Origin of the sequence: Sphingomonas sp. (assembly GCF_041661885.1) — a bacterium.
Taxonomy (GTDB): domain Bacteria; phylum Pseudomonadota; class Alphaproteobacteria; order Sphingomonadales; family Sphingomonadaceae; genus Sphingomonas.
The window spans coordinates 1-21,912 of record NZ_JBAZTL010000012.1 but is presented as its reverse complement, the minus strand read 5'-3'; the positions used below and the strand labels follow the sequence as shown (position 1 = coordinate 21,912).

The following is a 21,912-nucleotide window of genomic DNA, read 5'->3' as shown; positions in this document are numbered from 1 at the left end:
ACGCGCAGCGTTCCGTCAGCGCCCGGAGAACCGGGAGAGCCTGGCTTCCCCTGCTCACCTCGAGGCGACGGCTGTCGTGCCCGCTTGAGCGCCGCCAGAGCGATGATTTCAGCCCTTCGCGTCATCTTCCGACTCAGGTTCAGCACCTTCCGCCGGACCATCGCCCAAAGCTGCCATCAGTTGCTCGTCCTTCGCCGCTTCCGCCTGCGCCTTGGCTGCGTCAGCACCGAGCTTCTCGCGTGCCATGACTGCGTCGTGCAAGAGCTTGTCGTAGAACTGCTGCTCGTTCTGCTCGAGCTGCTCCTCGGCCTGCTTTTCCTTCGATGCGGCTTCGGTGACTTTCAGCGCATGCTCGCGCTGCGCCTTCGCCTCGTCCGCCCTGATCTGCGCAACCTTGATCTGCGCGTCCGCCTGCACCTTGGCCATTGCCACCTGCGCGTCGATCTGCGCACGCTGCATCTCGGTCTTCCGCTTGTCGGCCTCGATCTGCATCTGCATCTGCGCGATGACGATGGACTCAGGCGGCTGCGGAGGCGGGGGCGGCGGGATTTCCTCGGGCCGCGCCACGAACGAATCGACGTTGCTGTAGCCAGCCGTCTCGATGATCTTCGTCATCGTGTGGCGAATCTTGTCCGGCGTCATCAGCGGCAGGCCGCGTTGCAGCATGTCGAGCTGCATCGTCAGGATGCCGCCCAAGCTCTTGAGCTGCGAATCCTTCGTGCCGACGCCGAGGCCGACCGTCACCTTGGCGTTGTTGCGCTCGCGCCACTCGGTCGGGTCGATCTTCACCCACTTGCCACGCAGGCGCACCATGCGCGCCGGGTCCTGGTTGCGCGTGATGGCGTTGTACAGGCCGATGAACAGGCGTTTCAGGCCACCTTCCGCGAACAGTCGCGCCACCAACTCCACGCGCATCTGCGCCTGGCTGACCATCTGCGCCATTCCGGACGCTGTCTCGTGGATCTGGTCTGCGTCGCGTCCCTGTGATGCGGCCGACGTGCCCGTACGTTCCTCGCGCACGTTGTCGATGTACTGCACCATTTGCAGCGTCTGCGGCAACGCGGACGGAACCTGCATGTCGCGCACCATGCCGGCCTGCTTCACGCGAATGACGCCGCCAACCTTGGCCTGTGTCAGATCGTTCAGATTCACCTGACCTTCCACCGCCTCGCGCTGCGGCTTGTTCGTCAGGTACAGGTTATCGAGTCCCTGCCGCCACAGCACCGTCTTGATGCGCTGGATGTCCTCGACGACATCCGTGTAGCTCAGGCCGATGAAGCGGTGCGGAGTGCGGATCGGGCAGATATCGGCGTACGGCGCCTCCATCGCATGATCGATGTCGACGATCTCCTTGCCGACGTAGCGCACGCGCAGACGCTCGTCCATGCCGTCGCCGTCCATGTCGAACTTCACGTAGACGGTGTACAGCCAGTAATGCTCCTCGTCGCTCGGCTCGTTGACCGAGCGCGTGTTGTCCACGCTGCGGGCGAGCGCCTGCTCGTCGTTCAGGTCCGTCGCCTCGTCGCCGCTCAGGTTGTCGACGATGTCCGCGGGGATGCCCTCTTTCAGCAGGTCCGACTTCGTGCGCCGCGACTTGTGGCCGACGAGAGTCGCCTCATCAATCGACCGAGCGTCGGTCGTGATGATGAACTCCTCGCCCGGAATCGCCTCGATCTTGAGCTTGCGTTCGCTCTTGACCTTGCGCACGCGGATGTCGTGCAACTGCATCGGCATCGGCGGTGCCGGCTGCGGACCCTGCGGCGTCATCATCGGCGGCTGCGGCACGACGACGACGCGCATGCTGTGCTCGATCATCTGCACATCAGGCTCGGACATGATTCCTTGCAGCGCCTTGTCATCGATGCCCGTGTACGTCTCGTAGACCGGCTCGTAGTAGTCGCAGTACCCCCAGTGCACGACCGACGTGCGGTGCATCAGCGCTTCCTTGAACCAGTCGTACATCAGCAGCGCGCCGTTGCAGTCCTGCATCAGCACATGGTTGACGTAGTCGGTCTGCTGCTCGCTGCCTTCCACGTCCTCCGGCCCGAACGGCTCGAACTCGCAGAACCTGTCGCCGGTGAAGATGCGCAGGAGCTGCGCGAGAATCCACTCGATCGTCTCCATCACGTCGCGGCTGACGACGGTGGAATAGCCTTCGATCTCGTCGCCGTACGGGCGGCCGTAGTACAGGTCGCTCGCCTTCGATCGGAACTCGACCAGCTCGCTGTCGATGAACGACTCGCAGTCGTCGATCTGCGTCTGGATGCGGTTCTTCAGCTCCTCCAGCTTGCGCGCCTGGTCCTGCTGCTCGCCGCCTGGCAGATCATCGTCGTACATCACACGTTACCGGGCAGGTGCAGCGTCGCATCCTTGCGCGGGCGTCCGGGGCCGCGCTTGGGCTGACCAAGGTCGTCGATTGGCTGCGGCGTGTTGTTCACGATCTCGCACAGGTCGCTGATGCGCTCGCGCAATTCCTTCATCTCGACTTCCAGCATCCGCACGCGGTTCGTCAGTTCAATGCTCATAGTTCAGGCCAGTCTGTAGGTCGGTTGGGTAAAGGACGCGCCCCATGCATCGCGGCGCACCACACGGGAGCGGTTGACCGCATACACGCGCAGCGCGTCAGCCGTGTGGCTCGTCCAGTCGTGGACGGGCTTGTCGTAGAACGACTTGCGCTCGTCGTTGTACTCGTACCGGTAGTTGCGCAGGCACTTTACACCGTAGGCGCAGCGGTCAGGGTCGAACCACGTCGAGCGCAACATGATGCGGACCGAGTGCACCTCTTGCGACGGGTTTCCCTTGGGGCAGATGTGCGTGGCGTAGCGCATCTTGTCCAGCGTCACCTGCACGCTGTCGCCTGTCATGTGCCGGTGCGTAGCGTCGTGCGGAAGCAGCAGCGTTCCCCACTGAAACCCATGCTGCCGGCGCCGATCTTCCATCACACCGACGTAGTGCGTGATGTCGTGCCCATTGTTCTCGTAGTGATCGACGATGCGGATCTCCGGGCCGACCTCCTGCACGAACCACAGTGCAGTGGCGTCACCGCGCCCAAGGTCGAATGCCACGTCTACCGGGACATCCGGCAGGATCGGCAGCGAACGCAGGCGCCCCGCCTTTTCGAGCGCGTCCAGGTCGCGGCCGTAGATGCTGCCGATGATCGAGGATGACCAGCTGCACTCGAACTCGCTGGAGTACTGCTCCGCAGACATCGACTTCTGCGCCGATTCAAGCTCGCCAGCGTCGACCAGGTGCGTTTCAGATGCCCGGTGGATGCGGACGTAGCTCCCTGCCTTCTGCAAGCGGTCGTAGACCTCGTACAGCGGATTCTCGGTGCCTGCCGGCGTGCCGCTGAACACCGCGCGTCCTTTTCGGTCAGCCAGTGCCGGACGGATGATCTCGCCGAACACGCGCGGGTGCCACATCTGATATTCGTCGCACGCTACGTCGTCGTAGTAGCTGCCGCGCAGGCTGTCCGGGTTGTCCTGCCCAAGCAACTGGAAGCGCCCGCCGTTTGGGAGGTCAATACGCAGTTCCGCCTCGTTCGCTTTGGCGCCAGGAATCACCAGCGCATACCGCTTGGCGTAGTCCCACGCGATGCGCTTGGCCTGCGCGTACGTTGGAGCGATGTAGGCTGTCCGGGGATCGATCAGCGGGCACGTCAGCGCAGACTTGATCATCTCGTTGACGACCGACACCGTCTTGCCAGCTCTGCGATGCGCGACTACACATGACTCGCGCGTACGGTTCTCGTGCCAATCCATCCAGATGGCACGCGGCGAGTAGGGAATCTCTACTCGGATGACTTCGGCGGCGTCTGCTGCGTTTGCCATCCAAGCTCCATCCGCTGCGGGCCGCCGTTAGCGCCGGTGACTTCCTGCCGGGCTAGTTTCGGGATGTGATACTCGACCACGTCCATGAAGCATCTGAATGCCGCTTGCGGATCGTCGTCAGCGATCTTCTCAAGCCACCCGTTCAGACGCCCGACATTGCCCTCGACAAACGCTGCAATTGCTTCTCGCGCGTTCTGCGTTGACTTGTTGGGGCGCCCCTTCCGTGACCCGCCTGGGGGGATCGTGCCTTTAGGCGCTGGCATCGGCAGTAAACGACTGTTTGCTGTTTATCAGCACTTCTTGCCGGGCATCTTCGGCACCTTCATGCCGCCCTTCTTGCCCTTCTTCGATCCCTTCATGGTCGCGCGCTCCATAGTCAGAAACTATCGAGGCCCGACTGTAACAGAAAAACCCGCTGATGGTTAAGTCAGCGGGCGAGTGCTGATCCGGCGTATGCAGCGGACGAGGGAGGACGTCCGTAGCCTGGGTCAGCGTGCCGCGACCGGGAGATGGCGGCGAGGTGAGTGTACGCTGGCTTCTTCGATCCCTGCAATGGAGTCAACAGCGGTTGTCCGAAAGAGGATCGTTGCCGTTGTTCTGACTGCTGTGCTGCTCAGGCTTCGTGTCGGCCTGCTGACATTGCGCCGGCAAGGCGTTTCGGCCTTCGGCCTCCTATTCGCTTCGCTCACTGTCGTGGATCTTCGGCAACTTGTCTTGTGCAGTTGACTTATCAACAGGATATCCAGGAAAAAGAGTCCCAACCGCTAGGAAAGCGGATTTGAATAAAAAGCGTGCCGTTTATCACCTTTTTGCATAAGCCCTCGCCTCTGTGCGGTCGGTGCTTAGGCCATGGGGGCATCCCCCAACTTCGGTGTTTATGGTTGCTGGCGCTTTACCAGATAAACCGGGCTGGCTTGAGGCCCCGACTGCCGGGATTCAGCGGCCCGGCTTTCCCTGCTGGCGTTCTTCGCCTCCAGCTTGCGTGCTGCTTGGTCTTGTAGATTTCTACGATGGCGCAGGTAATCGCTGGTGCGCGCGCGCTTCCAGGCGATCAACTTTTTTGGGTTCCACTCGTCCCATACGTATATCGACAGTGCCCCGCTGTTTTCGAGGATGTCGAATGTTCGGCGTTGGTTATCACTGAACCAGTCGGCGCCGGCCTTTACTTCGACCCCGACTATCTGCTGATCAACCATGCAGAGAAAGTCCGGCCACGATGGGCGGTGTACGGCGATCATTTTCTGACCGGCTAGGCCCACGAAGCGGGCTTCGGATCGGGTCAACTTCGACTGCTCGCAATGGAAATCTGCCGCCTGCATTTCTGCGTTGATGAACTTGCGGAGTGATTTCGATAGAGCCACGTGGCGATTGTGTCGAATGCTTGCCTATCCGGTCCAATACCTGAATGGAATAAAAGCCGCCTCCGACCCGGCAAAGTGCGAGACGATCGCGTGAGGTGTGTCCGGCGGGCGGCTGGCTATGAGAATCCGCGTTTCGATTGAAAAATGCAATTGTACTGACCTGCCATAGTCCTGTAGATTACGCCTACATTCACTGACGCACAGAGGGAGTAGGACATGAACGAGCAGATGAAGGCGCGGATTGTGGCACTCGCCGGCGAATGCGAGACGCAGTTCCGCATCAGCGAGACGCATAACCGCATGGACGAGATTCTGTACTGCGAGAAACTCATCGTCAGGGCAAGCGAGGCGGCCTTCCGCATCGCCTCTTTGTCCAGCGAGGCGCGGTCGTGAGCGGCGGGCAGAAGTGGACGCTGGAGCCGTGGAAAGTAAATACAGAGTACGCAGGTTGGAATGCAAACGGCGGATTCAGTCCCTCCCCGATAGCCATTTTTGATGGCAACGGAGAGGCTGTGCTGTCTGCCTCGGAGTGGATGACACTGACCGATGCAGACCTCGCCCGCATCGTCGCCTGCATAAATGCGCTTGCCGGTGTTGATGATCCCGCTGATTACATCGATCGAGTAGAGGCCACACGGATGTCATTGATCCGTCAGCGCGACGAGCTGGCGGCGGCGCTGCGCCTCTACCAGAAGGCCGGCATCGGCAACAGCACCGACTTTCGCGTGCAGGCAGAAGCATCCGACGACGCCCGCGCCGCGCTCGCCAAGGTGGCCAAGCCATGATCGAAGTCACCCGCAAGACCTACAACGTCTTCCTGCGCGGCAAGTTGATCGAGACGCTGGGCAGTTTCTCCAGCGATCCGGAGTACGTGCGGCAGCTTCTGGTCCGCGAGGGCTACCACCCGGAGATCGACGTGCGGCGGAGCTACCAGGCCGCAGAGGCGCGCGCGTGAGGGCGTTCCTCGCATTCCCCGTCGCAGTGCTGGCCGGTGTTGTGGCCGGCGCTGTCATCGCAGCATCCATCTATGTCGCCGCGTTCGTCGCGGTGGCCCAGTACACCTACAGGAGTCTCAAGTGACCGATACGCAGAGCATTGAGGACATGATCCGCCAGCGTGAGGCGCTGAACGCAGCTATCTTCGCGGCTCAGGAAGCCGCCGAGATCAACCGCCCTGTCGTCGTCAACGGTCCCGGCTTGTACCGCACGCGCGGCGGAACTGTGGCGCGGGTGTACGAAATCGGCGTTGCTCGCATACGCGGAAAGCGCGTCGATGTTGCGCTCGGAGTGGTCGTATCAGGCGACGGCATCTCCGACGCTTCGTCGTGGGCGTTCAACGGCCTGTTCATGCTCTATTCGCCGGGGACGGAGTCTACGCTGGACCTGATCGAGCGCATCGGGGATCTGCCGTGAGCGTCTACGCCGAGATCACCCACCTGATGGCGCTTCTCGCGGCCGAGATCGATCCGATCAAGCAGTCTGAGATCGAGCGCGAGCTGTGGCACGCACAGGCTGACGCACGGGCAGAGGCGCGGCGCGACGCCGAGGACGACTACTACCGCGTGGACATCAACAGGGACGAGCCATGAGGATTACGAATTTCAGGCTTATCGAGACGCGAGGGAAAAGTGCGCTCGATACGGAATACATCGCAGAAGTCGATGTACAGGAAGGCGCCATGTTCTGGAAAAAACAACGCACAAGGAAAGTCAGGAGGGAATACGCAGGGTTGTGGCACTTTGTCGATTCTGGAGAATTTACCCCGTTGTTTATCGTCGAAACATTGGCGCGCGCGTGGACTGCACAAACGGGACAGAAAACATGAGCCAGACTGACGCCATCCTGCGTCACCTTCGCTCCGGTCGCCCGCTGACGGCGCTGGAGGCGCTGCGGCGGTTCGACGTGCTGAGGCTCGGTGCAAGAGTTCTGGAACTACGCCAGCGCGGCCACGACATCATCACGCGGATGCGAACGGTACGGTCCGGGAAGCGGGTTGCGGAGTATCGGCTCGCGTGACTGGGTAATTTGCATTCCCTATCGCACAGGCGCATATTGATAGTACGTAGCTATCGGTAGGTACACGAAGGCGAGCGCAGCCTGAATCCGATATAAGCCCTGCCGGGTGCCCCTGGTGGGGCTTTTTAGTGGGCGACGCTCTGAGCCGGCCATATGTCCTCGCGCAGCCCCGTGAGCGTCAGCAGATAACGATTCTCGTTTGTCTGGTTAGGCGTCATTTTGTCGTCTAACATCTAGTTATGCGTATCGGCGAGCCGCTGCGTACACCGTGCGGGCTTCTTCAACGCTGCGAATCTTTGCTGTGTGGTACTTCCATCCGAGTTCATCGCTTAGCCTCCTGTAAAGCTCTTTGCGGTCCATCTTCCCGCTTTGCCAGATCGGGTCTATCAGTGCGTGTATGTGCTGCCGAGCCACCTTCAGTTCTGGCGTGGGGATGCAGCCCAGCGGCTGCGTCCGCTTCGCTGTTTTGTGGTGGCACCCAACGTAATTCCCGCAGGCGTCGCACTTCCAAAACGGCAGCGTTGCAAGGTCGGCGCGGTGCGCATATATCTCTCGGCCATCTGTAAGTCTGGCCTCCACGTCGCATCCGCACCCGCAGCAGTAGATACGCATAACCCGGCGCTCAAGCCGACCCTCCCTTCGCTTCGCTGCGGTCGGTCCGCGGCTTAACACTGGCGTTGTCCTTCCAGATATCTGGCCTTAGCGATTCCAGCCGCAATCGCTGTTCGCACGCCACCATCCGCTGCGCCGTCTTTGGCGATGGCCGCTCATGGCCACGGCGGATCAGGGACAGGTACGCGGAACTCATGCCTAGCTTAAACGCCAGCGCATCAATTGCCGGCTGTCCGGCCTCGTCGTAAAGCTCTTGCAGGTTCATGCCGGCGAGTGTATGCCATTCCGACGACGGCGTGCATTGTATTTCGCAATGAACAGACGACAATCAATAGCGAAAATTGTGTTTACTGTGCCGTAGGATGAGCATACGATTGGGCTATCCACAGGGAGACACACATGCAACCAGGCTTGCACAATCTCGACGCTGAAACCTACCACGCCGACCCGGCGCCGAAGGTTTCGCTGTCGGCCAGCATCCTCAAGATCGTGCTGTCGGAATCGCTGCTGCACGCTTGGCACGCGCACCCGAAGCTGAACCCGAACTGGAAGCCGAACACCTCGCGTGCTGCCGAGATTGGCAGCGTTGCGCACAAGCTCGCGCTCGGGGTCGGCGCCGATGTCCAGATCATCGCAGCCGAGAACTACCGCACGAAGGCCGCGCAGGAGGCCCGCGACGCGGCACAGGCGGCGCGTAAGATTCCCTGCCTGCAATCGGACTACGCCGACGCCGAAAGCCTCGCCACGCCGCTGCGCGAGGCGCTGGAGGACTACCTTGGCGCACACGTCGCTGACTGTCTCGTTGAACACTCGTTCGTTTGGCAGGAAAACGGCATGTGGCGCCGCGCGATGCTGGACATCGTTACGCGCGACTTGATGCGGGCGGCTGATCTCAAGACCTCTACGGCATCCGTCGCGCCGATGGCCGCAGCCCGCCGTATCTACGACAGCAACTATCACATTCAGGCCGGCTTCTACCTGCGCGGACTCGACGCGCTCGACCCTGACAACGTCGGCCGGCGTACGTTCGGATTCGTGTTCGGCGAACAGAATGAGCCGCACGCCGTATCGCCGCCGATTGAACTGTCCGAAGCCGGCCTCGAAATGGCGCGCCAGCAGATCGACGTGGGCGTCGCGCTATGGGATCACGCGCTGCGCACGAACGTCTGGCCGGGCTACTCGACCGACATCCTCATTGCCGAGCCGCCGTCGTGGGCGCTGACGCAGTGGCAGACGCGGTATGAGACGGACGAGTCGCTGAATCCGCGCGTGGATGGACCGCGCGAGCTGCGGAAGTTGGACATTCTCACCGGGGCAATGTCATGAGTGGACGTAAATTTGATGCAAAGCCGGCAGAGCGCCGCGACGTGTGTTTGGCCATTGGATTGGTAGCCCCTCCGGGGGCAGGGAAAACTTGGTCCGCGCTGCGTTTGGCTGCAGGCATTCAAAAGGTACGCGGCGGCGACATCATCGTCATCGATACTGACTTCGGCCGCGCCTCGCATTACGCCGACTATTTCAAGTTCAAGCACGTGAACTTCGAGCCGCCTTTCCGCCCGACTGATTTCCTTGCGGCCGTTCAGCAGTTCGATCTGCCGACGACAGCGGCGATCATCGTTGACAACATGAGCGACGAGCACGAGGGCACGGGCGGCGTGCTTGAGTGGCATGACGAAGAACTCGACCGCATGGCCGGCAACGATTTCAGCAAGCGTGAGCGTTGCTCTCAGGCCGCATGGATCAAGCCGAAACAGTCGCGCGAGAAAATGCGCCGTGGGCTTGGCCGCATCAAGACGCCCGTTATCTACACGTTCCGCGCGAAGGAAAAGACCGAGCAGCGCAAGAACGATCGCGGGAAGATGGAGCCGGTAAAGATCGGCTGGATGCCGATTGCTCCGATTGAATTGGTATTCGGCATGACGATTACCTGCATCATTCCGCCGAACGGGAAGGGCGTCCCGATTTGGCACTCCGACAAGGTCGGAGAGGACTTCATCATCAAGATGCCAGAGCAGTTCAAAAAGATGTTCTCCGACGGACAAACGCTCACCGAAGAACACGGCAGACTGATGGCCGAGTGGGCGCGCGGCGGGACGAAGCGTCAGGAGGCGTCGACGGCTGTCGACGCTGCGCCAGCCGATCCAATCAGCCTCGAAACGCTCGACTTCGCCCTCGCCCAGTGCGACACCGTGGAGGATCTGAGAACGACATGGGTCACGAACGAGAAAGGAATCGACAAGGCGCAGTTGCTCGACGCGCAGGCGATGTACAAGGTCCACCTCAAGCGCGTGAAGGAATCGACGGCATCCCCGTAGAACGACTGTCGGCCATGATCGCAGACTACCGCGAGCGCCAGGCGCGGCCCGTTTCACAGTTGCATGACAAACACGGTTATCGGCTCACCGTCAAAGAGCTACCCGCTACCCCATTTCAGGAGTCAAACGATGTCCAGCAAAGCGCCGTACGAAGTTCACTTCAACGACAAGGTCAATCTCATCGAAGCCGAAAACGCACATGACGTTCGCGCGTTCGTGCTGCGTGCGGTCGGGTTCGAGTGCAAGCGCGCGTCCACGGCGTTCGTGATGGCGCACATGCGCAGCGGCGGCGGCGTGATCGACGCGCAGCCGGTTGGTCAGGGCGATCAGGAGTAGGCGCCATGCCGCGCAATCCGAAAGCCGAACCGTTCGTATTGCCGGAGGCGGACATGCCGGCGTGGCTGCCCAAGGACTCGTGGCGTGATTTCGAGTCCGCGCGCAACACGTCGGCATATCCCCTGACCGTTACTTCCACACGCGCCGCCCTGCGCCGGCTCGACAAGATGCGTGCGACCGGCGTCGACATCGCAGACGTGCTGGATCAGGCCACGGCGTCAGGATGGCGCGGTCTGTTCGCGGATGCCCGCCAGACCGTCGCAACGGCCCGCGACGCAGCCGCAGAGTCGTGGCAGCAGTTTAGGGAGTCGATCCGCTGCGACCGCATGCCGGAGGACGGCCGGCTGCAACGGATCATCCGCAAATTCGGCGGGCTGTCGAATCTGGGGATGCGGACGAGTCGCGATCTTGACATGCTGAAGCCGGATTTCGTCAAGTTGTTGAGTGGGGAGATGCATTGATGGACTACGCCGACTTCATCGACCGCAAGACGCATGGCGGGGCCGAGTCAGGATTCGAGCCGCTGTTCATGCCTGGCTACTTATTCGACTTCCAAGCCGACCTCGTTGATTGGTCGGTGCGGAAAGGGCGGGCCGCCATCTTCGCAGACTGCGGCCTTGGCAAGACTCCGATATCCCTCGTCTGGTCGCAGAACATCGTGCAGAAAACTAATGGCCGCGTTCTGTTTCTGACGACTCTGGCAGTTGCGGCGCAGATCAAGAAGGAGGCAGAAAAGTTCGGGATCGAGGTTGTCCGTTCTCGCGACGGTACTGGTCTTGGACACATCACCATCACGAACTACGAAAGCCTGCACCATTTCTCACCTGATGATTTCGTCGGCGTGGCATGCGACGAGTCCAGCATCCTCAAGAGCTTCGACGGCGCGCGCAAATCAGAGATCACGCGATTCATGCGCAAGGTGCCGTATCGTCTGCTGGTGACGGCGACAGCGGCGCCGAACGACTTCATCGAACTCGGCACGTCTAGCGAGGCGCTCGGATACCTCGGGCACATGGACATGCTGAACAAGTTCTTCAAGAACGACCTGAACAACAGCGCGCAAGGACGGATGCGCGGCGAGGTCATCAAGTGGCGATTCAAAGGGCATGCCGAACGCCCGTTCTGGCGCTGGGTCTGTTCATGGGCGCGCGCCTGCCGCAAGCCGTCAGACCTGGGTTTCGATGATTCTCGATTCATTCTGCCGGAGTTGATCGAGAACCAGCACGTTGTCGAGGCGCGCACGTTGCCGGACGGTATGCTGTTCGCATTGCCAGCTGCAGGGCTCAAAGAGCAGCGCGACGAGCGTCGGCGCACCATCGCAGAACGCTGCGAGAAGGTCGCCAGCCTAGTGGCAAACACTGGCCAGCCGGCGCTTGTATGGTGCCACCTCAACGATGAGGGCGATCTTCTGGAATCGCTCATCCCGGATGCCGTTCAGGTGAGCGGTTCTGACTCAGACGAGGCTAAGGAAGAAAAGCTGATCGCGTTCGCGGAAGGCCAGGCGCGCGTGCTGGTGACAAAGCCGAAGATCGGCGCCTGGGGGCTGAACTTCCAGCACTGCAACCACGTCACGTTTTTCCCGTCGCATTCGTTCGAGCAGTATTACCAGAGCATCCGCCGCTGCTGGCGGTTCGGTCAGACGCGGCCGGTAACCGTCGATATCGTTGCCACCGAAGGCGAGTCCGACGTGTTGAAGAACCTGCAGCGCAAGGCTCGTCAGGCTGACCAGATGTTCGCGAACCTCGTCGCCGAGATGAACCAGGAACTCGGCATCCACCGCATCAACAAACTGAACACGAAAGAGGAGTTGCCCTCATGGCTGTAATTGCGCAGCGCATCACCGAACAAGCCGCTATATATAATTCCGATTGCATGGAGGTAATGAGCGCGCTGCCGGACGGGAAGGTGCATATGTCCATCTACTCTCCCCCGTTCGGCGGGCTGTACAACTACAGCAGCAGCGAGCGCGATCTGTCGAACTGCGACGGCTACGACGGATTTTTCGAGCACTACGAATACATTGTGCGCGAGATTCACCGCGTAACGATTCCGGGCCGGCTGAGCTATGTTCACTGCATGGACGTGCCGCTATCGAACAGCGGAGCCGACGACCTGGAAGATTTCCCCGGCGACATCATCCGCCTGCACAAGCGGCTCGGTTTCTCGTACATCAAGCGGCATTGCATCTGGAAAGAGCCGCTTTCCGTGCGAATCCGCACGATGCAGAAGAACCTGCAACACAACAATCTGTGCGAGGACAGCACCAAGTCTGGCGTAGCTTCAGCTGACTACCTGCTGGTGTTCCGCAAGAAGGGAGAGAACCCGGTTCCTGTCGCGCATCCTACCGGCATGATGGAATACGCAGGCGAGCGGCAGATGCCAGCAGAACTGTTCGCGTACCGCGGCTGGACTGGAAAGCAGACCGAGAACAAGTTCTCTCATTGGATCTGGCGCCAGTATGCGTCCTGCTTTTGGGATGACATCCGCATGAACGTCGTTCTGCCTTACGAGGGCGGCAGCGATCCTGACGACGAGAAGCACGTCCATCCGTTGCAGCTCGATGTTATCGAGCGCGCCGTCATTCTCGGCAGCAATCGCGGCGAAACTATCCTCACGCCGTTCATGGGCGTTGGATCGGAAGTCTACGGCGCCGTCGTCAATGGCCGTCGCGGCATCGGGATCGAACTCAAGGAAAGCTACTACCGGCAGGCGGTGAAGAATATCGAGATGGCCGAGAAAGGGATCAAGCCAGACGTTCGCAACATGGAACTCGATCTGACGATAGCGGAGGATATGGCATGACCCGCGCCGCTCATCCAAAGGAAGCCGTCCGCCTGGCCCACGAACTACGCGCCCTCGGCCACGGCTACGGCCGGATAGCGCGGGAGATTTACAGCAGACTTGGGATCAGCGTTGGAGAGTCCTGTATCAGGGACTGGGTGACGTATCGGACGCGCGGGGCAATGCTGTGATCGCCGCCGAACTGCGGCTGCCGTGGCCTGATCGCCGACTGTCGCCAAACGCGCGAATTCACTGGGCGCGACGTTCAAAGCTGGTGAAGATGGCGCGCATCGAGACGGCCTGGTACGTCACTGTAGCTGCCGGCTGGAACAAGATCGCGCTGCCGGATGGCCGTCTGCACCTATGGCTCGACTACTACCCGCCAGACCGGCGCCAGCGCGACACGGACAACTGCCTGAGCGCGAGCAAAGCGCAGATAGACGGCATCGCTGACGCACTCGGCATCGATGATCATCGGTTCGTGCCGCATCCGTACCTCAAGGACGAGGTGCGCAAGGGCGGGGAGATTCGCGTGCGTCTGACTGGCGGGCCTGATGCTGCGCCTATCGTCCCGCGCTGATCAATCAAAAAATGCAATTGTCCACCGTGCGAGTGATGCTGTAGGCTGTTCCTACATTCAACGGGAGAACGAGATGAAAAGACACTACTGCCACGACTGCACCGCAGCTCCGGGGCATCACTGTATCTGCGAGCGGATCATCGCTGCGCGCGAGGCGCGGCTGTACCGTGACCAGGCGCCGCAGTTCGCCGACGCGCGCACGCATGCGACGGAGCGCGACAGCATTGACGCCTCGTCGGGCCTGCTGATCGCTGCCGGACTGCTGGCGATGACGGCGCTGTATGTGCTGGCGTTCGTGTCATGAACATACCGACCCCGAAGTATGCCATCGGCGACAAGGTGTGGAATTACTACACCACGCACGTCGAACGCGAATGGCCGTGCCCTGATTGCCTTGGCACGAAGAAATGGGCCGTGTCCACGCCGGCAGGCGGCGCGCTCATTGTGGCTTGCCCGCGTTGTTCTGGCCGCAACATTGTGAGAGAGATGCCGAGCCTCCGCTATACGGCGCGGACTGCCGCAGTGCGCGAGTTGACGATTGGATCAGTTCGCATTGACACGGCCGAGACGGATCGCGACAAGGTTTCCTATATGTGCGTGGAAACCGGCGTCGGTTCCGGCTCCGTGTACAACGAGTCAATGCTGTTTGCGACGGAAGCGGAGTGCAAAGTTGCAGGCGATGCGGTGGCTGCCGTGGAAACGAACAGCATGCATAGTCGCCCGGAGTTTCTTCACGCCAAGGACCTCGGGAAGCTCCACATGCAGGCCGCTGTAGATCGCCTGTTTCACGATTCTACGTGGGCCGCTTGGTATCACTTCCGCGAGTTGCGCAGGGAGTTTGCTGAGCTACTGGCCAGCCGTAACGTAGAGCCGCCGAATAGCTGGGAGGACGGGTCTTATCACATAGACGAGTTTGCAAAGACTCTTTCCGGGACGTTGGGCGCGGCAAGCGCCGCTGGCGAGTATGACGAGGTTGTGAGGCTGCTAAAGGAAGCCAGCGCGTCTATCGTTGAACATTGCAAGGTGGCCTCGTGAACCTCCTCGACCGCATCCAGGAGCGCGCCATCGTGGCGAACTACAGCGTGCGCCCCGGCGACTTCCTGATCTACGCCGGAATCGTCCATCGCGTGACACGCATCGGCGGCACGCACAACGTCTGCAAGCGCATCGTATATGCCGTGGACGTATCGGCAGCCGGCATGGACGACCGTCGCGCGCTCGCGTGGAGCATCGGCATCATCGCAGCCACCGGCGCGTACATCGCGTTTCACGCGGTCGTAGCATGGTCGCGGGGGCTGCTATGACGATCATCAACGGGTTCATCCGCACAGGCGTCGACAACCATCGGGTCAAGCATCCGGACCACGTCGTACTGCGCGCCAGGCTGCTGCGGCAACGCGGATGGAAGCCGTCCGAGATACGCGAGCATCTGCGCGACGAGGGGCACAGCGTGAACCTCAAGACGTTGCAGAACTGGCTACTGGAAAACACGAGGACGGGAATATGAGCGCGAAATCGCAGGACAGACGGAAGGCACGTCGCGCGAAGGAGCGGCGGAAGTACGGAGAAGGAAAATGATCTCAGCATTTGACGTGTATCTGGTGATGCAGCTCGACAGCATTGTCGTGGCCGTCGCGATTGTGGCGTTTCTCGCCGCGATCGTGGCCGTCGTGCTCGGCATCGTTTTCATCGTCTCGGCAACCGACGGCTACGGCGACAAGTCTCACACGATTGTCCGCAAGCCGCTGAAGATCGCTTGCGCCGTCGCTGCGGTGACGATGACCGTGTCCGCCCTGATCCCCAGCAGCAAGACCGCAGCCGCGATGATCATCTTGCCGGCGCTCACGCGAGACGAGGTGGTCGAGCCACTGAGTAAGGAGGCTGCGGAGCTGTATGGGCTGGCCAAGCAGGCGTTGAAGAATGCGGCGGGCGTAGACGGAGATGGGAAATGACCCGCACGTTCGTGACCGTTACCGGCAAGAGACTCGTCCACGTTCGCTTCCGTAGTGAGTGCGGCAGCGCCACAGGCCCGCTCAATGGGTGTGTCAATTTGCCCGACGGCGAGTACGAACTGGTCAGCGCGGCGAAGGCGGCTACGCAGTCGGCTGACGGATGGAAGTGCGAGAACTGCGGGCAGACGCTCCCATGGAACAGCGGCCATGCCTGCCATGCCCCGGTCAAGCCCATCAACACCGGCTGGCTCTGCCCGCGCTGCGGTCGCGGCAATGCGCCTAGCGTGCGGGTGTGTGATTGCCACGGAGTGACGCATCACACGGCGATTCCGGCGACGCTCAATCCGGGGGACACGTTCACGATAGAGACGACGTTTAAGGACCGCGCCGACGACGGCTGGATCGAGTGGAGGGGCGGAGCGTGCCCGATGTCCGTCGATGCACGCGTATCAATCCGGCTGCGCGACGGCGATGAATCTACAGGCAAGGCTGGCCGTTTCAATTGGTCACACCGATCTGACGAACTACGCGCTGGCGACATCGTCGCCTACAAGGTGCAGCCGTGAACCTCGCCGACCTACAAGCCCGCGCGGATGCGGCTCTACGCAGCGAACTTGCACAAGGCATGACGCCGCACGTCCACTTGTTCAACCTCATTGCCGACCAGTCCGCCGCCCTTCGTTCGCAGGCTGCGGAAATAGAGCGTCTGAAAGTAGAACTGGATGCAACGAAGAAGCGGCTCGACAAAAGCGACGAACTGCTGCGCGATGAGTTTGCACAGAAGCAAGATGCTCTGGCGACACTACGTGCAATCGCCGAGTACTCGCACGAAAGAAGTACCGGACCGGCCGTCGAAGACGCTCTGTGGGAAGTTCGCCGGATGGCATATGAACAGTTGTAGATATCGACGCCGCCCTCAAGGAGAACCCCGCATGAGCGACTACAGGAAGATGCGCACGAGCGCAGAAGTGTGGGCCGTCATCCGCGCCGCGCATCCGGAGTTGGTCGTGTTCGGGTCATTCAGCGCGCCGTGTGGCCAAGCCCATGGCGATCCGACGCGTAGTCGCATGGAAACCAGCTATGGATTTGCCGGGAGCTATTTCCCGGTCATTGAAGCGCGAACGACGTGGGACTGGAACCCCGAGAAGCCGAGCGATCGCGCTAACGAGAAACACGAATACTGGTTGTGCCTGCCGGAGAACCCCACATGACTACCAAGCAAACACACACCCGAAAGGTGCGCCACCAAGCAAAACAAAAGCTAAAACACGGTAGCCGCGCCAAACCCTCACACAGGCTCCTTTCGGGCAGAACCGGCAGCGTGCATAAAAAGAAACTCCGCAGTCGACGCATGGAGAACCCCGCATGACCGACGAGGAAGTGATTGCGCTGGCGAAGAAGTACGGTCTGGACAAAGAACTCAAGTGGTCTGTGCTCAAGTTCGTCGCCGCAATCCGCGAAGCTGCGATTCGGGAAGCTGACGAAGTAGTTGACGGATTCATACGTGCAGAAGATTGGGATGCAGACACCTGCGAAGGTATTAAGCAATCCATCCTAGCTCTCACCGAGAAGAAGCCATGACCCTCACACTGCACTGGTGGATCTTTCCTCTGGCCCTTTTCCTTGGAGCAATGTACTTCTGGAATCGCCCACGAAAAGGTGCGTTCTATGGGCCTGACACTTCAAACATTGGAGACCTTTTCATCGGTCTCGGACTTTTGTTTGGAGCCGTATCCTTTCTAGTTGGACACTTCCTGCCATGACCCTCTACTGTTTGAAGCGCCCGGATGGGACGCTGGAGCGCACAATCTGCGGTGAGGATCGTGAGTGGATAAAACTCTGCGCAGAGAAGTATTGCTACTTCGAATCCCTCGGCTACTCCGTCGTGCCGGTGCGGATTGTGGAGGTGGAGCCGGTGAAGTGTAAAACCTGCAACGGCACCGGTTGGAATCACGGCGCGCAGCACGGCGCATCAAAGCCCGGATACAAGAGCGTGAAGTGCTACGACTGCAACTACTGGTTGGGCAACGCATGACCGCGCCCCGCGATGAGTTGCTCTGCTGTCCTTTCTGCGGCCGTGGCGACACGCTCACGCACGTTTGGGCCAGCGATCTTGCCGGTGATGATTGGACTGGCGAGAACGACGATACCGTGCATGTTGTTTGCGACGCCTCACGCCCCGGCGGTCCGGGCGGATGCGGAGCAATGTGCGGGGCAGCACCTAACGTCGATGCCGCAACGCAGAAATGGAACCGCCGCGCCCAGCCCAAGCAAGAAGGAGAGAATGGATGACCAAGAACGATAAAGATCTGCACGAGATTGCGCGTGGCCCAGAAAAATTCTGGGAGCGCAGCTACTACAACAGCTACGGCAACTACCATGGATACAGATTTCAGGACTTCCGCGCTGGGTGCGAGCACCGCGATGATAAACATGGCGGATGCAACCCATCATGCAAAAACCCGGACCATCCGTATGCGACATGGGAACCAGACTACCGCGAGTGCTGTTGCGACAACTGCCCGATGGTGGAAAAGGACTACGACGACGAAGACCCAGACGCGCCTGACTACAGCGAGGGTGAGCAGCCGATTCTCGTTTTGAAGCCACAAAAGAGCCATGGGGAATTAAAATGAATACCCCACAGCCGATCTACTACGTCAAACACCCAGACGGCACATTCAGCGTCGCATCGCGTCAACCGATAAACCCAGAGGCATACGCAAAAGTCTGCGAATGTTTGGCGCGTGCTCGTAATTGGATGTTCGGGCTTGGCGCCGCACAAGACGAACTCGGGACGCAGATTGACACGGTGATGAAGGAGAACCAACCATGAGCGTAATCGACGAAATCGCAGCAGAGCGCCGCAGGCAAATCGAAGTCGAAGGCTGGATTCCAGAGCATGACGATAAGCACGACGATTGGTCGCTGTGCCGCGCGGCGGCTTGCTATGCAGATGTGCGGAGTGTTGAGCCGCCGGCCGCGTGGCCGTGGTCTAAAAAGTGGTGGAAGCCGAAATCTCGTAGGCGAAACATGATTCGATCTGCTGCGCTGCTCATCGCTGAAATCGAACGGATGGATCGTTTAGCGCACGGTGTTCATGAGCGAGAACTAGACGACATGCTCGGAGGCCGATGACATGACCACCGAACAGTTGACGATTGAGGAAGCATCCAAGGCATTGCGCGAAGCTCGCGAGCGACACGACATTGTGAAAGCTGAGGCGGACGCAGCGAGCCGGCGTGAGTGCGATGCGCGTAATGCGCTGAATCAGGCACAGAGAGATTTTGACGCCGCAGTTGAAGCTGTGCGTGCCAATCCTCCGTTGGATACAAATTGGCATCGGCGCGCACGTAAAGGCGACGCTCTCTGCGGAGATGGAACGTGACCCCCGAACAACTGAAAGCCCTGCTGGCGTACATCGATGCGAGGATTTTTGAGGTCGTTTGTGGCGGCACTGCGCAAAGCAACGAACACCGAAGAGTCAGGTTCGAAGCCCTCGCCCGCGCATTTGGAATTGACCCGGAGGAATTGAAGTGAGAGCAATCCTGTGCTGGTTGGGGTTCCATCGCTCTGCGCATTTGCACACGCGCCCGAACTTTAACGGAGACAACGTGACTGTTTGTCGCTGCTCCTACTGCATGCGAGAACTCCCACCAAGGATCGTGTCATGACCCCCATCACCGACGAACAGGCGCGAGAGGCCTTGGTGCGACTGCTAACCGCGTCCGACTATTACGACGACAAGGCAGAGGATTGCATGCGCCTCCGCGCATACATCGACCAGCGTGAGAAGGGGGAGGCGGTGGCGTGGGACGGCCACGCAAGTGACTGCGCCAAACACAATGAGCCTGCGTATCCAGCAGGGGAGTGTGATTGTGGAGCACAAAAGCCAGTAGCCTACATGCTAGACGGCAGCGTGTTTTCAGCAAAGGAAATCGGGTGGCGCAGCAAAGACGGGGCGGCGCTCATTCCCCTCTACCTCGCCGCCCCGCCAGCAGCGCCCGCGCCCATCGACGAGGAAGCGGAGCGGGTGAGGTTTGAGGACACCTTCGGATTCTCGCCGACGCCGGACTCGAAGAGGTTCGATGGATGGCTCGCTGCCATCAAAGCAGAACGAGGTGTGAAGTGACACAACAACTGCACTACGAGAACATCGGCGGCTGTCTTGTCCGTCGTAACGGGCGCTTGCACTGGTCGTGCCCCGACTGCGGCGCGCGTGGATTCTCCTACGTCGCACGCAAACGCTGCCAGCAGTGCAAGCCGTACCGTCCCACGATGAACGTCTACGACCGGGCGGCAGTGAGGATTTTGGAGGAGGAGACGATCTTCCTATGCGTTGAACTGCCGGCCGTGTTCAACACACCATGCAATACGCCTTATGCTCACGCTGCCTCACCCGAAGGCCGCGCCGAGCGCCTGACCGCGCTCGCGTTGGCGTCGGCTCTTTTCGATGCCGGCGATTTATAGAGGATCTATGCGCATGAAGAACGACGAAGAATTATGGGCGCCTGTATCCGGATACGAGGGCATGTACAGCGTGTCATCCCATGGGCGCGTGCGCAGCGAGGCGCGTACGGTAATTGATTCTCTTGGGAGGCCGCAGCGATTCGCGGAGAGAATCCTGTCCCCTTATCCGGACACGAGCGGATATCATCTTGTTAGCCTGCTTAATCGATGCAAGAGGTCTAGGGGCGCCGTGCATAGACTGGTAGCGCGCGCATTCCTCGCAGATAGACCACCGGGAGCGCAGGTCGACCACATCGACGGGGACAGAACGAACAACAGGCTGATAAACCTTCGCTGGGTAACGCCAGCGGAGAACTCGCAGCGCCAACTTCCGCATGCGACTCATCGCGGCAAGCCAGTTAGCTCCAAATTCAAGGGCGTCTCTTGGCATAAGAAAACCAGCAAGTGGACGGCGCAAATACGGGTGGCCAACAAGCAGACATATCTCGGTGAGTTCGCGTCTGAGGACGCAGCCGCGGCTGCCTACAACGCCGCCGCTCTTTCTGCATGGGGCCAATACGCACGACTTAACGCGGTATCAGCGGAGCAACACCTATGACCACCACCCCGCTGGATCAGGCCGTCGCGCGGCTGCTTGAAGTTGCGCCAGAGAATATGAGCGGTCTTCGCTACGACGCCGACCTCACCCTCGTCCTCGCCGAGCTGGAGCGGCGCGCAGAACTGATCGATGCGCTGACCGCACAGGCCGAAGGGTTCATCGATGCGCGCGCCGCGTTCGTTGACATGGCTCAGCAGCGGGACGAGTGGCTCCGCAAGGCCAACGAGGCGCAGATCGAGATCGGTCGGTTGCAGATGCGGGTAGAGCTGCTGGAGAAGTGATCATGTGCATGTACGATTCCTGTTCAGCAAGCGATTTCTACAGTAGCTCATGGCCGAAGGCTGCGAAGTCCCACAAGTGCGGGGAGTGTTTCAGAACGATTGAACCCGGCGAGTCATACATGCGAGCAGCCGGAAAGACCGAAGGCGACATGTGGCAGGCGAAGATGTGCGCGCACTGCCATGCCGGCGCCGCGCTACTGCAAAAGCACTGCGGCGGATGGTTGTTCGGCGGCGTGCAAGAGGATCTACAGGACCACATCAGCGAGGTTCTGCCGTGGAGCATGCGGGCGGCTCGGCTGGTTGTCGGGATGCGTAGAAAGTGGCGCCGCTTCGATGGCAACGGGATGATGAGCCAAGCATCCGGCGACAAGGCAATGCAGGGGGAGATATGAGCTTCGACGAGGAACCGGACGGCGATCTGCACGGTGAGTGCGCTGCCGAGATTGCGCGCCTGACAGAGCTTGTGCGATGGGCGTACACCAAGCTCCACCGGACGAACTTCACCAGCATGGATGACGCGCTGAAGCTCGACGAGATGAAACTGCTACTGGAGCATGGTCTATGAAAACAGTCCCGCAGATCGTCGCGGAGATGCGCGAGCATGCCTGCGACCCGCAATGGGGAACGAAGGCCAGCGTACTGTTGCAACGGTTCTCAGACGAGCTGGAGGCCGCGATGGGAGCGCAGTCGGTAGGACGTTTCGGCGTTAGCGATGGCCGCGTTTCGTTGTCGCTAGACGACATGCAGATCGGCCTAATCCTCGCCATTGGCGGGTGCGAGG

General features: G+C 60.5%; 42 protein-coding genes. 36 read left to right on the top strand and 6 right to left on the bottom strand.

The genetic code is table 11. The features are described 5' to 3' along the window. Positions 1-108 precede the first annotated feature (108 nt). Genes WC704_RS17025 through WC704_RS17015 form a run of 3 tightly spaced genes read right to left on the bottom strand, consistent with a single transcriptional unit; the run spans position 109 to position 3,830 of the window. Positions 109-2,337: a hypothetical protein gene (locus WC704_RS17025; protein WP_372892096.1), complete on the bottom strand. Its 2,229-nt coding sequence runs from the start codon at positions 2,335-2,337 to the stop codon at positions 109-111. Then, a complete protein-coding gene (locus WC704_RS17020) occupies positions 2,337-2,525 on the bottom strand; it encodes a hypothetical protein (protein ID WP_372892094.1) in 189 nt (62 codons plus the stop codon). Before WC704_RS17020 ends, WC704_RS17025 begins: the two co-directional genes overlap by 1 nt. Positions 2,526-2,528: 3 nt before the next feature. Beyond that, complete coding sequence (locus tag WC704_RS17015) at positions 2,529-3,830, bottom strand: terminase large subunit domain-containing protein (RefSeq protein WP_372892092.1); 1,302 nt, start codon at positions 3,828-3,830, stop codon at positions 2,529-2,531. 84 nt (positions 3,831-3,914) lie between these two features. Here WC704_RS17015 and WC704_RS17010 point away from each other — a divergent pair, with 84 nt between their 5' ends. Next, the gene (locus tag WC704_RS17010; RefSeq protein WP_372892090.1) at positions 3,915-4,256 is read left to right on the top strand and encodes a hypothetical protein; all 342 of its coding nucleotides are present in this window, start codon (positions 3,915-3,917) and stop codon (positions 4,254-4,256) included. Between the two features lie 449 nt (positions 4,257-4,705). On the opposite strand, the gene WC704_RS17005 is transcribed toward WC704_RS17010, so the two are convergent. Further along, positions 4,706-5,191 carry a hypothetical protein gene (locus WC704_RS17005; protein WP_372892088.1) on the bottom strand — a complete coding sequence of 162 codons (486 nt, stop codon included), beginning with the start codon at positions 5,189-5,191 and terminating at the stop codon, positions 4,706-4,708. A gap of 216 nt (positions 5,192-5,407) precedes the next feature. Between WC704_RS17005 and WC704_RS17000 the strand changes: the two genes are divergently transcribed. The 7 genes from WC704_RS17000 to WC704_RS16970 all read left to right on the top strand — a co-directional run bounded on the left by WC704_RS17000 (position 5,408) and on the right by WC704_RS16970 (position 7,206). Next, positions 5,408-5,584 carry a hypothetical protein gene (locus WC704_RS17000; RefSeq protein WP_372892086.1) on the top strand — a complete coding sequence of 59 codons (177 nt, stop codon included), beginning with the start codon at positions 5,408-5,410 and terminating at the stop codon, positions 5,582-5,584. After that, complete coding sequence (locus WC704_RS16995) at positions 5,581-5,976, top strand: hypothetical protein (protein WP_372892084.1); 396 nt, start codon at positions 5,581-5,583, stop codon at positions 5,974-5,976. The genes WC704_RS17000 and WC704_RS16995 overlap by 4 nt, the downstream gene beginning before the upstream one ends. Then, on the top strand, positions 5,973-6,146 hold the full coding sequence (locus tag WC704_RS16990) for a hypothetical protein (protein WP_372892082.1): 174 nt from the start codon (positions 5,973-5,975) through the stop codon (positions 6,144-6,146). The genes WC704_RS16995 and WC704_RS16990 overlap by 4 nt, the downstream gene beginning before the upstream one ends. 121 nt (positions 6,147-6,267) lie before the next feature. After that, complete coding sequence (locus tag WC704_RS16985; RefSeq protein ID WP_372892080.1) at positions 6,268-6,603, top strand: hypothetical protein; 336 nt, start codon at positions 6,268-6,270, stop codon at positions 6,601-6,603. Next, the gene (locus WC704_RS16980) at positions 6,600-6,779 is read left to right on the top strand and encodes a hypothetical protein (RefSeq protein WP_372892078.1); all 180 of its coding nucleotides are present in this window, start codon (positions 6,600-6,602) and stop codon (positions 6,777-6,779) included. The genes WC704_RS16985 and WC704_RS16980 overlap by 4 nt, the downstream gene beginning before the upstream one ends. After that, positions 6,776-7,015, top strand: a complete 240-nt coding sequence (locus WC704_RS16975) for a hypothetical protein (RefSeq protein ID WP_372892076.1) — start codon at positions 6,776-6,778, stop codon at positions 7,013-7,015. Before WC704_RS16980 ends, WC704_RS16975 begins: the two co-directional genes overlap by 4 nt. Further along, positions 7,012-7,206, top strand: coding sequence for a helix-turn-helix domain-containing protein (locus WC704_RS16970; RefSeq protein ID WP_372892074.1), 195 nt, complete (start codon positions 7,012-7,014; stop codon positions 7,204-7,206). The genes WC704_RS16975 and WC704_RS16970 overlap by 4 nt, the downstream gene beginning before the upstream one ends. 237 nt (positions 7,207-7,443) lie before the next feature. Here the strand turns inward: WC704_RS16970 and WC704_RS16965 are convergent, their stop codons facing one another. Together WC704_RS16965 and WC704_RS16960 are read right to left on the bottom strand one after the other, a co-directional pair. Continuing rightward, positions 7,444-7,818 (bottom strand): zinc-finger-containing protein, encoded by a 375-nt coding sequence (locus WC704_RS16965; RefSeq protein WP_372892072.1) that lies wholly within the window; start codon positions 7,816-7,818, stop codon positions 7,444-7,446. A gap of 10 nt (positions 7,819-7,828) precedes the next feature. Then, positions 7,829-8,083 (bottom strand): hypothetical protein, encoded by a 255-nt coding sequence (locus WC704_RS16960; RefSeq protein WP_372892070.1) that lies wholly within the window; start codon positions 8,081-8,083, stop codon positions 7,829-7,831. Positions 8,084-8,217: 134 nt separating this feature from the next. Between WC704_RS16960 and WC704_RS16955 the strand changes: the two genes are divergently transcribed. From WC704_RS16955 to WC704_RS16820, 28 genes are all read left to right on the top strand, one after another. After that, positions 8,218-9,144, top strand: a complete 927-nt coding sequence (locus tag WC704_RS16955) for a PD-(D/E)XK nuclease-like domain-containing protein (protein ID WP_372892068.1) — start codon at positions 8,218-8,220, stop codon at positions 9,142-9,144. Further along, a complete protein-coding gene (locus WC704_RS16950) occupies positions 9,141-10,133 on the top strand; it encodes an ATP-binding protein (RefSeq protein WP_372892066.1) in 993 nt (330 codons plus the stop codon). The genes WC704_RS16955 and WC704_RS16950 overlap by 4 nt, the downstream gene beginning before the upstream one ends. 129 nt (positions 10,134-10,262) lie before the next feature. Beyond that, on the top strand, positions 10,263-10,469 hold the full coding sequence (locus WC704_RS16945; RefSeq protein WP_372892064.1) for a hypothetical protein: 207 nt from the start codon (positions 10,263-10,265) through the stop codon (positions 10,467-10,469). Between the two features lie 5 nt (positions 10,470-10,474). After that, positions 10,475-10,930, top strand: a complete 456-nt coding sequence (locus tag WC704_RS16940) for a hypothetical protein (RefSeq protein WP_372892062.1) — start codon at positions 10,475-10,477, stop codon at positions 10,928-10,930. Further along, positions 10,930-12,294: a helicase-related protein gene (locus tag WC704_RS16935; protein WP_372892060.1), complete on the top strand. Its 1,365-nt coding sequence runs from the start codon at positions 10,930-10,932 to the stop codon at positions 12,292-12,294. The genes WC704_RS16940 and WC704_RS16935 overlap by 1 nt, the downstream gene beginning before the upstream one ends. Continuing rightward, positions 12,285-13,271: a site-specific DNA-methyltransferase gene (locus WC704_RS16930; RefSeq protein ID WP_372892058.1), complete on the top strand. Its 987-nt coding sequence runs from the start codon at positions 12,285-12,287 to the stop codon at positions 13,269-13,271. Before WC704_RS16935 ends, WC704_RS16930 begins: the two co-directional genes overlap by 10 nt. Positions 13,272-13,437: 166 nt before the next feature. After that, positions 13,438-13,830 carry a hypothetical protein gene (locus WC704_RS16925; protein ID WP_372892056.1) on the top strand — a complete coding sequence of 131 codons (393 nt, stop codon included), beginning with the start codon at positions 13,438-13,440 and terminating at the stop codon, positions 13,828-13,830. A 73-nt stretch (positions 13,831-13,903) separates the two neighbouring features. Beyond that, positions 13,904-14,134, top strand: a complete 231-nt coding sequence (locus WC704_RS16920) for a hypothetical protein (protein WP_372892054.1) — start codon at positions 13,904-13,906, stop codon at positions 14,132-14,134. Continuing rightward, on the top strand, positions 14,131-14,865 hold the full coding sequence (locus tag WC704_RS16915) for a hypothetical protein (protein WP_372892052.1): 735 nt from the start codon (positions 14,131-14,133) through the stop codon (positions 14,863-14,865). The genes WC704_RS16920 and WC704_RS16915 overlap by 4 nt, the downstream gene beginning before the upstream one ends. Further along, positions 14,862-15,134, top strand: a complete 273-nt coding sequence (locus WC704_RS16910) for a hypothetical protein (RefSeq protein WP_372892050.1) — start codon at positions 14,862-14,864, stop codon at positions 15,132-15,134. Before WC704_RS16915 ends, WC704_RS16910 begins: the two co-directional genes overlap by 4 nt. Next, positions 15,131-15,337 (top strand): hypothetical protein, encoded by a 207-nt coding sequence (locus WC704_RS16905; protein WP_372892048.1) that lies wholly within the window; start codon positions 15,131-15,133, stop codon positions 15,335-15,337. Before WC704_RS16910 ends, WC704_RS16905 begins: the two co-directional genes overlap by 4 nt. A gap of 67 nt (positions 15,338-15,404) precedes the next feature. Continuing rightward, positions 15,405-15,782, top strand: coding sequence for a hypothetical protein (locus WC704_RS16900; RefSeq protein ID WP_372892046.1), 378 nt, complete (start codon positions 15,405-15,407; stop codon positions 15,780-15,782). Then, positions 15,779-16,348, top strand: a complete 570-nt coding sequence (locus WC704_RS16895; RefSeq protein ID WP_372892044.1) for a hypothetical protein — start codon at positions 15,779-15,781, stop codon at positions 16,346-16,348. Before WC704_RS16900 ends, WC704_RS16895 begins: the two co-directional genes overlap by 4 nt. Further along, positions 16,345-16,683 carry a hypothetical protein gene (locus WC704_RS16890; protein WP_372892042.1) on the top strand — a complete coding sequence of 113 codons (339 nt, stop codon included), beginning with the start codon at positions 16,345-16,347 and terminating at the stop codon, positions 16,681-16,683. Before WC704_RS16895 ends, WC704_RS16890 begins: the two co-directional genes overlap by 4 nt. 31 nt (positions 16,684-16,714) lie before the next feature. Continuing rightward, positions 16,715-16,993 carry a hypothetical protein gene (locus tag WC704_RS16885; RefSeq protein WP_372892040.1) on the top strand — a complete coding sequence of 93 codons (279 nt, stop codon included), beginning with the start codon at positions 16,715-16,717 and terminating at the stop codon, positions 16,991-16,993. Positions 16,994-17,147: 154 nt separating this feature from the next. Continuing rightward, on the top strand, positions 17,148-17,363 hold the full coding sequence (locus WC704_RS16880) for a hypothetical protein (protein WP_372892038.1): 216 nt from the start codon (positions 17,148-17,150) through the stop codon (positions 17,361-17,363). A gap of 178 nt (positions 17,364-17,541) precedes the next feature. Beyond that, a complete protein-coding gene (locus WC704_RS16875; RefSeq protein ID WP_372892036.1) occupies positions 17,542-17,817 on the top strand; it encodes a hypothetical protein in 276 nt (91 codons plus the stop codon). A gap of 253 nt (positions 17,818-18,070) precedes the next feature. Continuing rightward, entirely contained in the window at positions 18,071-18,418 is a 348-nt protein-coding gene (locus WC704_RS16870) for a hypothetical protein (protein WP_372892034.1), read from the top strand. 196 nt (positions 18,419-18,614) lie between these two features. Then, a complete protein-coding gene (locus WC704_RS16865) occupies positions 18,615-18,920 on the top strand; it encodes a hypothetical protein (RefSeq protein ID WP_372892032.1) in 306 nt (101 codons plus the stop codon). A 1-nt stretch (position 18,921) separates the two neighbouring features. Further along, the gene (locus WC704_RS16860; protein ID WP_372892030.1) at positions 18,922-19,170 is read left to right on the top strand and encodes a hypothetical protein; all 249 of its coding nucleotides are present in this window, start codon (positions 18,922-18,924) and stop codon (positions 19,168-19,170) included. Then, the gene (locus tag WC704_RS16855) at positions 19,167-19,322 is read left to right on the top strand and encodes a hypothetical protein (RefSeq protein WP_372892028.1); all 156 of its coding nucleotides are present in this window, start codon (positions 19,167-19,169) and stop codon (positions 19,320-19,322) included. Before WC704_RS16860 ends, WC704_RS16855 begins: the two co-directional genes overlap by 4 nt. 130 nt (positions 19,323-19,452) lie before the next feature. Then, a complete protein-coding gene (locus tag WC704_RS16850) occupies positions 19,453-19,914 on the top strand; it encodes a hypothetical protein (RefSeq protein WP_372892026.1) in 462 nt (153 codons plus the stop codon). Next, positions 19,911-20,252 (top strand): hypothetical protein, encoded by a 342-nt coding sequence (locus WC704_RS16845; protein ID WP_372892024.1) that lies wholly within the window; start codon positions 19,911-19,913, stop codon positions 20,250-20,252. The genes WC704_RS16850 and WC704_RS16845 overlap by 4 nt, the downstream gene beginning before the upstream one ends. Continuing rightward, positions 20,236-20,850, top strand: coding sequence for an NUMOD4 motif-containing HNH endonuclease (locus WC704_RS16840; RefSeq protein WP_372892022.1), 615 nt, complete (start codon positions 20,236-20,238; stop codon positions 20,848-20,850). The genes WC704_RS16845 and WC704_RS16840 overlap by 17 nt, the downstream gene beginning before the upstream one ends. Then, a complete protein-coding gene (locus WC704_RS16835) occupies positions 20,847-21,131 on the top strand; it encodes a hypothetical protein (protein ID WP_372892020.1) in 285 nt (94 codons plus the stop codon). The genes WC704_RS16840 and WC704_RS16835 overlap by 4 nt, the downstream gene beginning before the upstream one ends. A 2-nt stretch (positions 21,132-21,133) precedes the next feature. After that, positions 21,134-21,523: a hypothetical protein gene (locus WC704_RS16830; protein ID WP_372892018.1), complete on the top strand. Its 390-nt coding sequence runs from the start codon at positions 21,134-21,136 to the stop codon at positions 21,521-21,523. Beyond that, on the top strand, positions 21,520-21,696 hold the full coding sequence (locus WC704_RS16825; RefSeq protein WP_372892016.1) for a hypothetical protein: 177 nt from the start codon (positions 21,520-21,522) through the stop codon (positions 21,694-21,696). The genes WC704_RS16830 and WC704_RS16825 overlap by 4 nt, the downstream gene beginning before the upstream one ends. Next, the coding region (locus WC704_RS16820) for a hypothetical protein (RefSeq protein WP_372892014.1) at positions 21,693-21,912 on the top strand (220 nt) is incomplete at its 3' end. The genes WC704_RS16825 and WC704_RS16820, both read left to right, overlap by 4 nt.

Excerpts from the sequence above, each read along its gene's own strand:
- WC704_RS17025 (WP_372892096.1), bottom strand. The coding sequence starts at position 2,337 with ATGTACGACGATGATCTGCCAGGCGGCGAGCAGCAGGACCAGGCGCGC.
- WC704_RS17020 (WP_372892094.1), bottom strand. The coding sequence starts at position 2,525 with ATGAGCATTGAACTGACGAACCGCGTGCGGATGCTGGAAGTCGAGATG.
- WC704_RS17015 (WP_372892092.1), bottom strand. The coding sequence starts at position 3,830 with ATGGCAAACGCAGCAGACGCCGCCGAAGTCATCCGAGTAGAGATTCCC.
- WC704_RS17010 (WP_372892090.1), top strand. The coding sequence starts at position 3,915 with ATGAAGCATCTGAATGCCGCTTGCGGATCGTCGTCAGCGATCTTCTCA.
- WC704_RS17000 (WP_372892086.1), top strand. The coding sequence starts at position 5,408 with ATGAACGAGCAGATGAAGGCGCGGATTGTGGCACTCGCCGGCGAATGC.
- WC704_RS16990 (WP_372892082.1), top strand. The coding sequence starts at position 5,973 with ATGATCGAAGTCACCCGCAAGACCTACAACGTCTTCCTGCGCGGCAAG.
- WC704_RS16975 (WP_372892076.1), top strand. The coding sequence starts at position 6,776 with ATGAGGATTACGAATTTCAGGCTTATCGAGACGCGAGGGAAAAGTGCG.
- WC704_RS16970 (WP_372892074.1), top strand. The coding sequence starts at position 7,012 with ATGAGCCAGACTGACGCCATCCTGCGTCACCTTCGCTCCGGTCGCCCG.
- WC704_RS16965 (WP_372892072.1), bottom strand. The coding sequence starts at position 7,818 with ATGCGTATCTACTGCTGCGGGTGCGGATGCGACGTGGAGGCCAGACTT.
- WC704_RS16960 (WP_372892070.1), bottom strand. The coding sequence starts at position 8,083 with ATGAACCTGCAAGAGCTTTACGACGAGGCCGGACAGCCGGCAATTGAT.
- WC704_RS16955 (WP_372892068.1), top strand. The coding sequence starts at position 8,218 with ATGCAACCAGGCTTGCACAATCTCGACGCTGAAACCTACCACGCCGAC.
- WC704_RS16950 (WP_372892066.1), top strand. The coding sequence starts at position 9,141 with ATGAGTGGACGTAAATTTGATGCAAAGCCGGCAGAGCGCCGCGACGTG.
- WC704_RS16945 (WP_372892064.1), top strand. The coding sequence starts at position 10,263 with ATGTCCAGCAAAGCGCCGTACGAAGTTCACTTCAACGACAAGGTCAAT.
- WC704_RS16940 (WP_372892062.1), top strand. The coding sequence starts at position 10,475 with ATGCCGCGCAATCCGAAAGCCGAACCGTTCGTATTGCCGGAGGCGGAC.
- WC704_RS16935 (WP_372892060.1), top strand. The coding sequence starts at position 10,930 with ATGGACTACGCCGACTTCATCGACCGCAAGACGCATGGCGGGGCCGAG.
- WC704_RS16930 (WP_372892058.1), top strand. The coding sequence starts at position 12,285 with ATGGCTGTAATTGCGCAGCGCATCACCGAACAAGCCGCTATATATAAT.
- WC704_RS16920 (WP_372892054.1), top strand. The coding sequence starts at position 13,904 with ATGAAAAGACACTACTGCCACGACTGCACCGCAGCTCCGGGGCATCAC.
- WC704_RS16915 (WP_372892052.1), top strand. The coding sequence starts at position 14,131 with ATGAACATACCGACCCCGAAGTATGCCATCGGCGACAAGGTGTGGAAT.
- WC704_RS16905 (WP_372892048.1), top strand. The coding sequence starts at position 15,131 with ATGACGATCATCAACGGGTTCATCCGCACAGGCGTCGACAACCATCGG.
- WC704_RS16900 (WP_372892046.1), top strand. The coding sequence starts at position 15,405 with ATGATCTCAGCATTTGACGTGTATCTGGTGATGCAGCTCGACAGCATT.
- WC704_RS16895 (WP_372892044.1), top strand. The coding sequence starts at position 15,779 with ATGACCCGCACGTTCGTGACCGTTACCGGCAAGAGACTCGTCCACGTT.
- WC704_RS16885 (WP_372892040.1), top strand. The coding sequence starts at position 16,715 with ATGAGCGACTACAGGAAGATGCGCACGAGCGCAGAAGTGTGGGCCGTC.
- WC704_RS16880 (WP_372892038.1), top strand. The coding sequence starts at position 17,148 with ATGACCGACGAGGAAGTGATTGCGCTGGCGAAGAAGTACGGTCTGGAC.
- WC704_RS16875 (WP_372892036.1), top strand. The coding sequence starts at position 17,542 with ATGACCCTCTACTGTTTGAAGCGCCCGGATGGGACGCTGGAGCGCACA.
- WC704_RS16870 (WP_372892034.1), top strand. The coding sequence starts at position 18,071 with ATGACCAAGAACGATAAAGATCTGCACGAGATTGCGCGTGGCCCAGAA.
- WC704_RS16865 (WP_372892032.1), top strand. The coding sequence starts at position 18,615 with ATGAGCGTAATCGACGAAATCGCAGCAGAGCGCCGCAGGCAAATCGAA.
- WC704_RS16860 (WP_372892030.1), top strand. The coding sequence starts at position 18,922 with ATGACCACCGAACAGTTGACGATTGAGGAAGCATCCAAGGCATTGCGC.
- WC704_RS16850 (WP_372892026.1), top strand. The coding sequence starts at position 19,453 with ATGACCCCCATCACCGACGAACAGGCGCGAGAGGCCTTGGTGCGACTG.
- WC704_RS16840 (WP_372892022.1), top strand. The coding sequence starts at position 20,236 with ATGCCGGCGATTTATAGAGGATCTATGCGCATGAAGAACGACGAAGAA.
- WC704_RS16835 (WP_372892020.1), top strand. The coding sequence starts at position 20,847 with ATGACCACCACCCCGCTGGATCAGGCCGTCGCGCGGCTGCTTGAAGTT.
- WC704_RS16830 (WP_372892018.1), top strand. The coding sequence starts at position 21,134 with ATGTGCATGTACGATTCCTGTTCAGCAAGCGATTTCTACAGTAGCTCA.
- WC704_RS16825 (WP_372892016.1), top strand. The coding sequence starts at position 21,520 with ATGAGCTTCGACGAGGAACCGGACGGCGATCTGCACGGTGAGTGCGCT.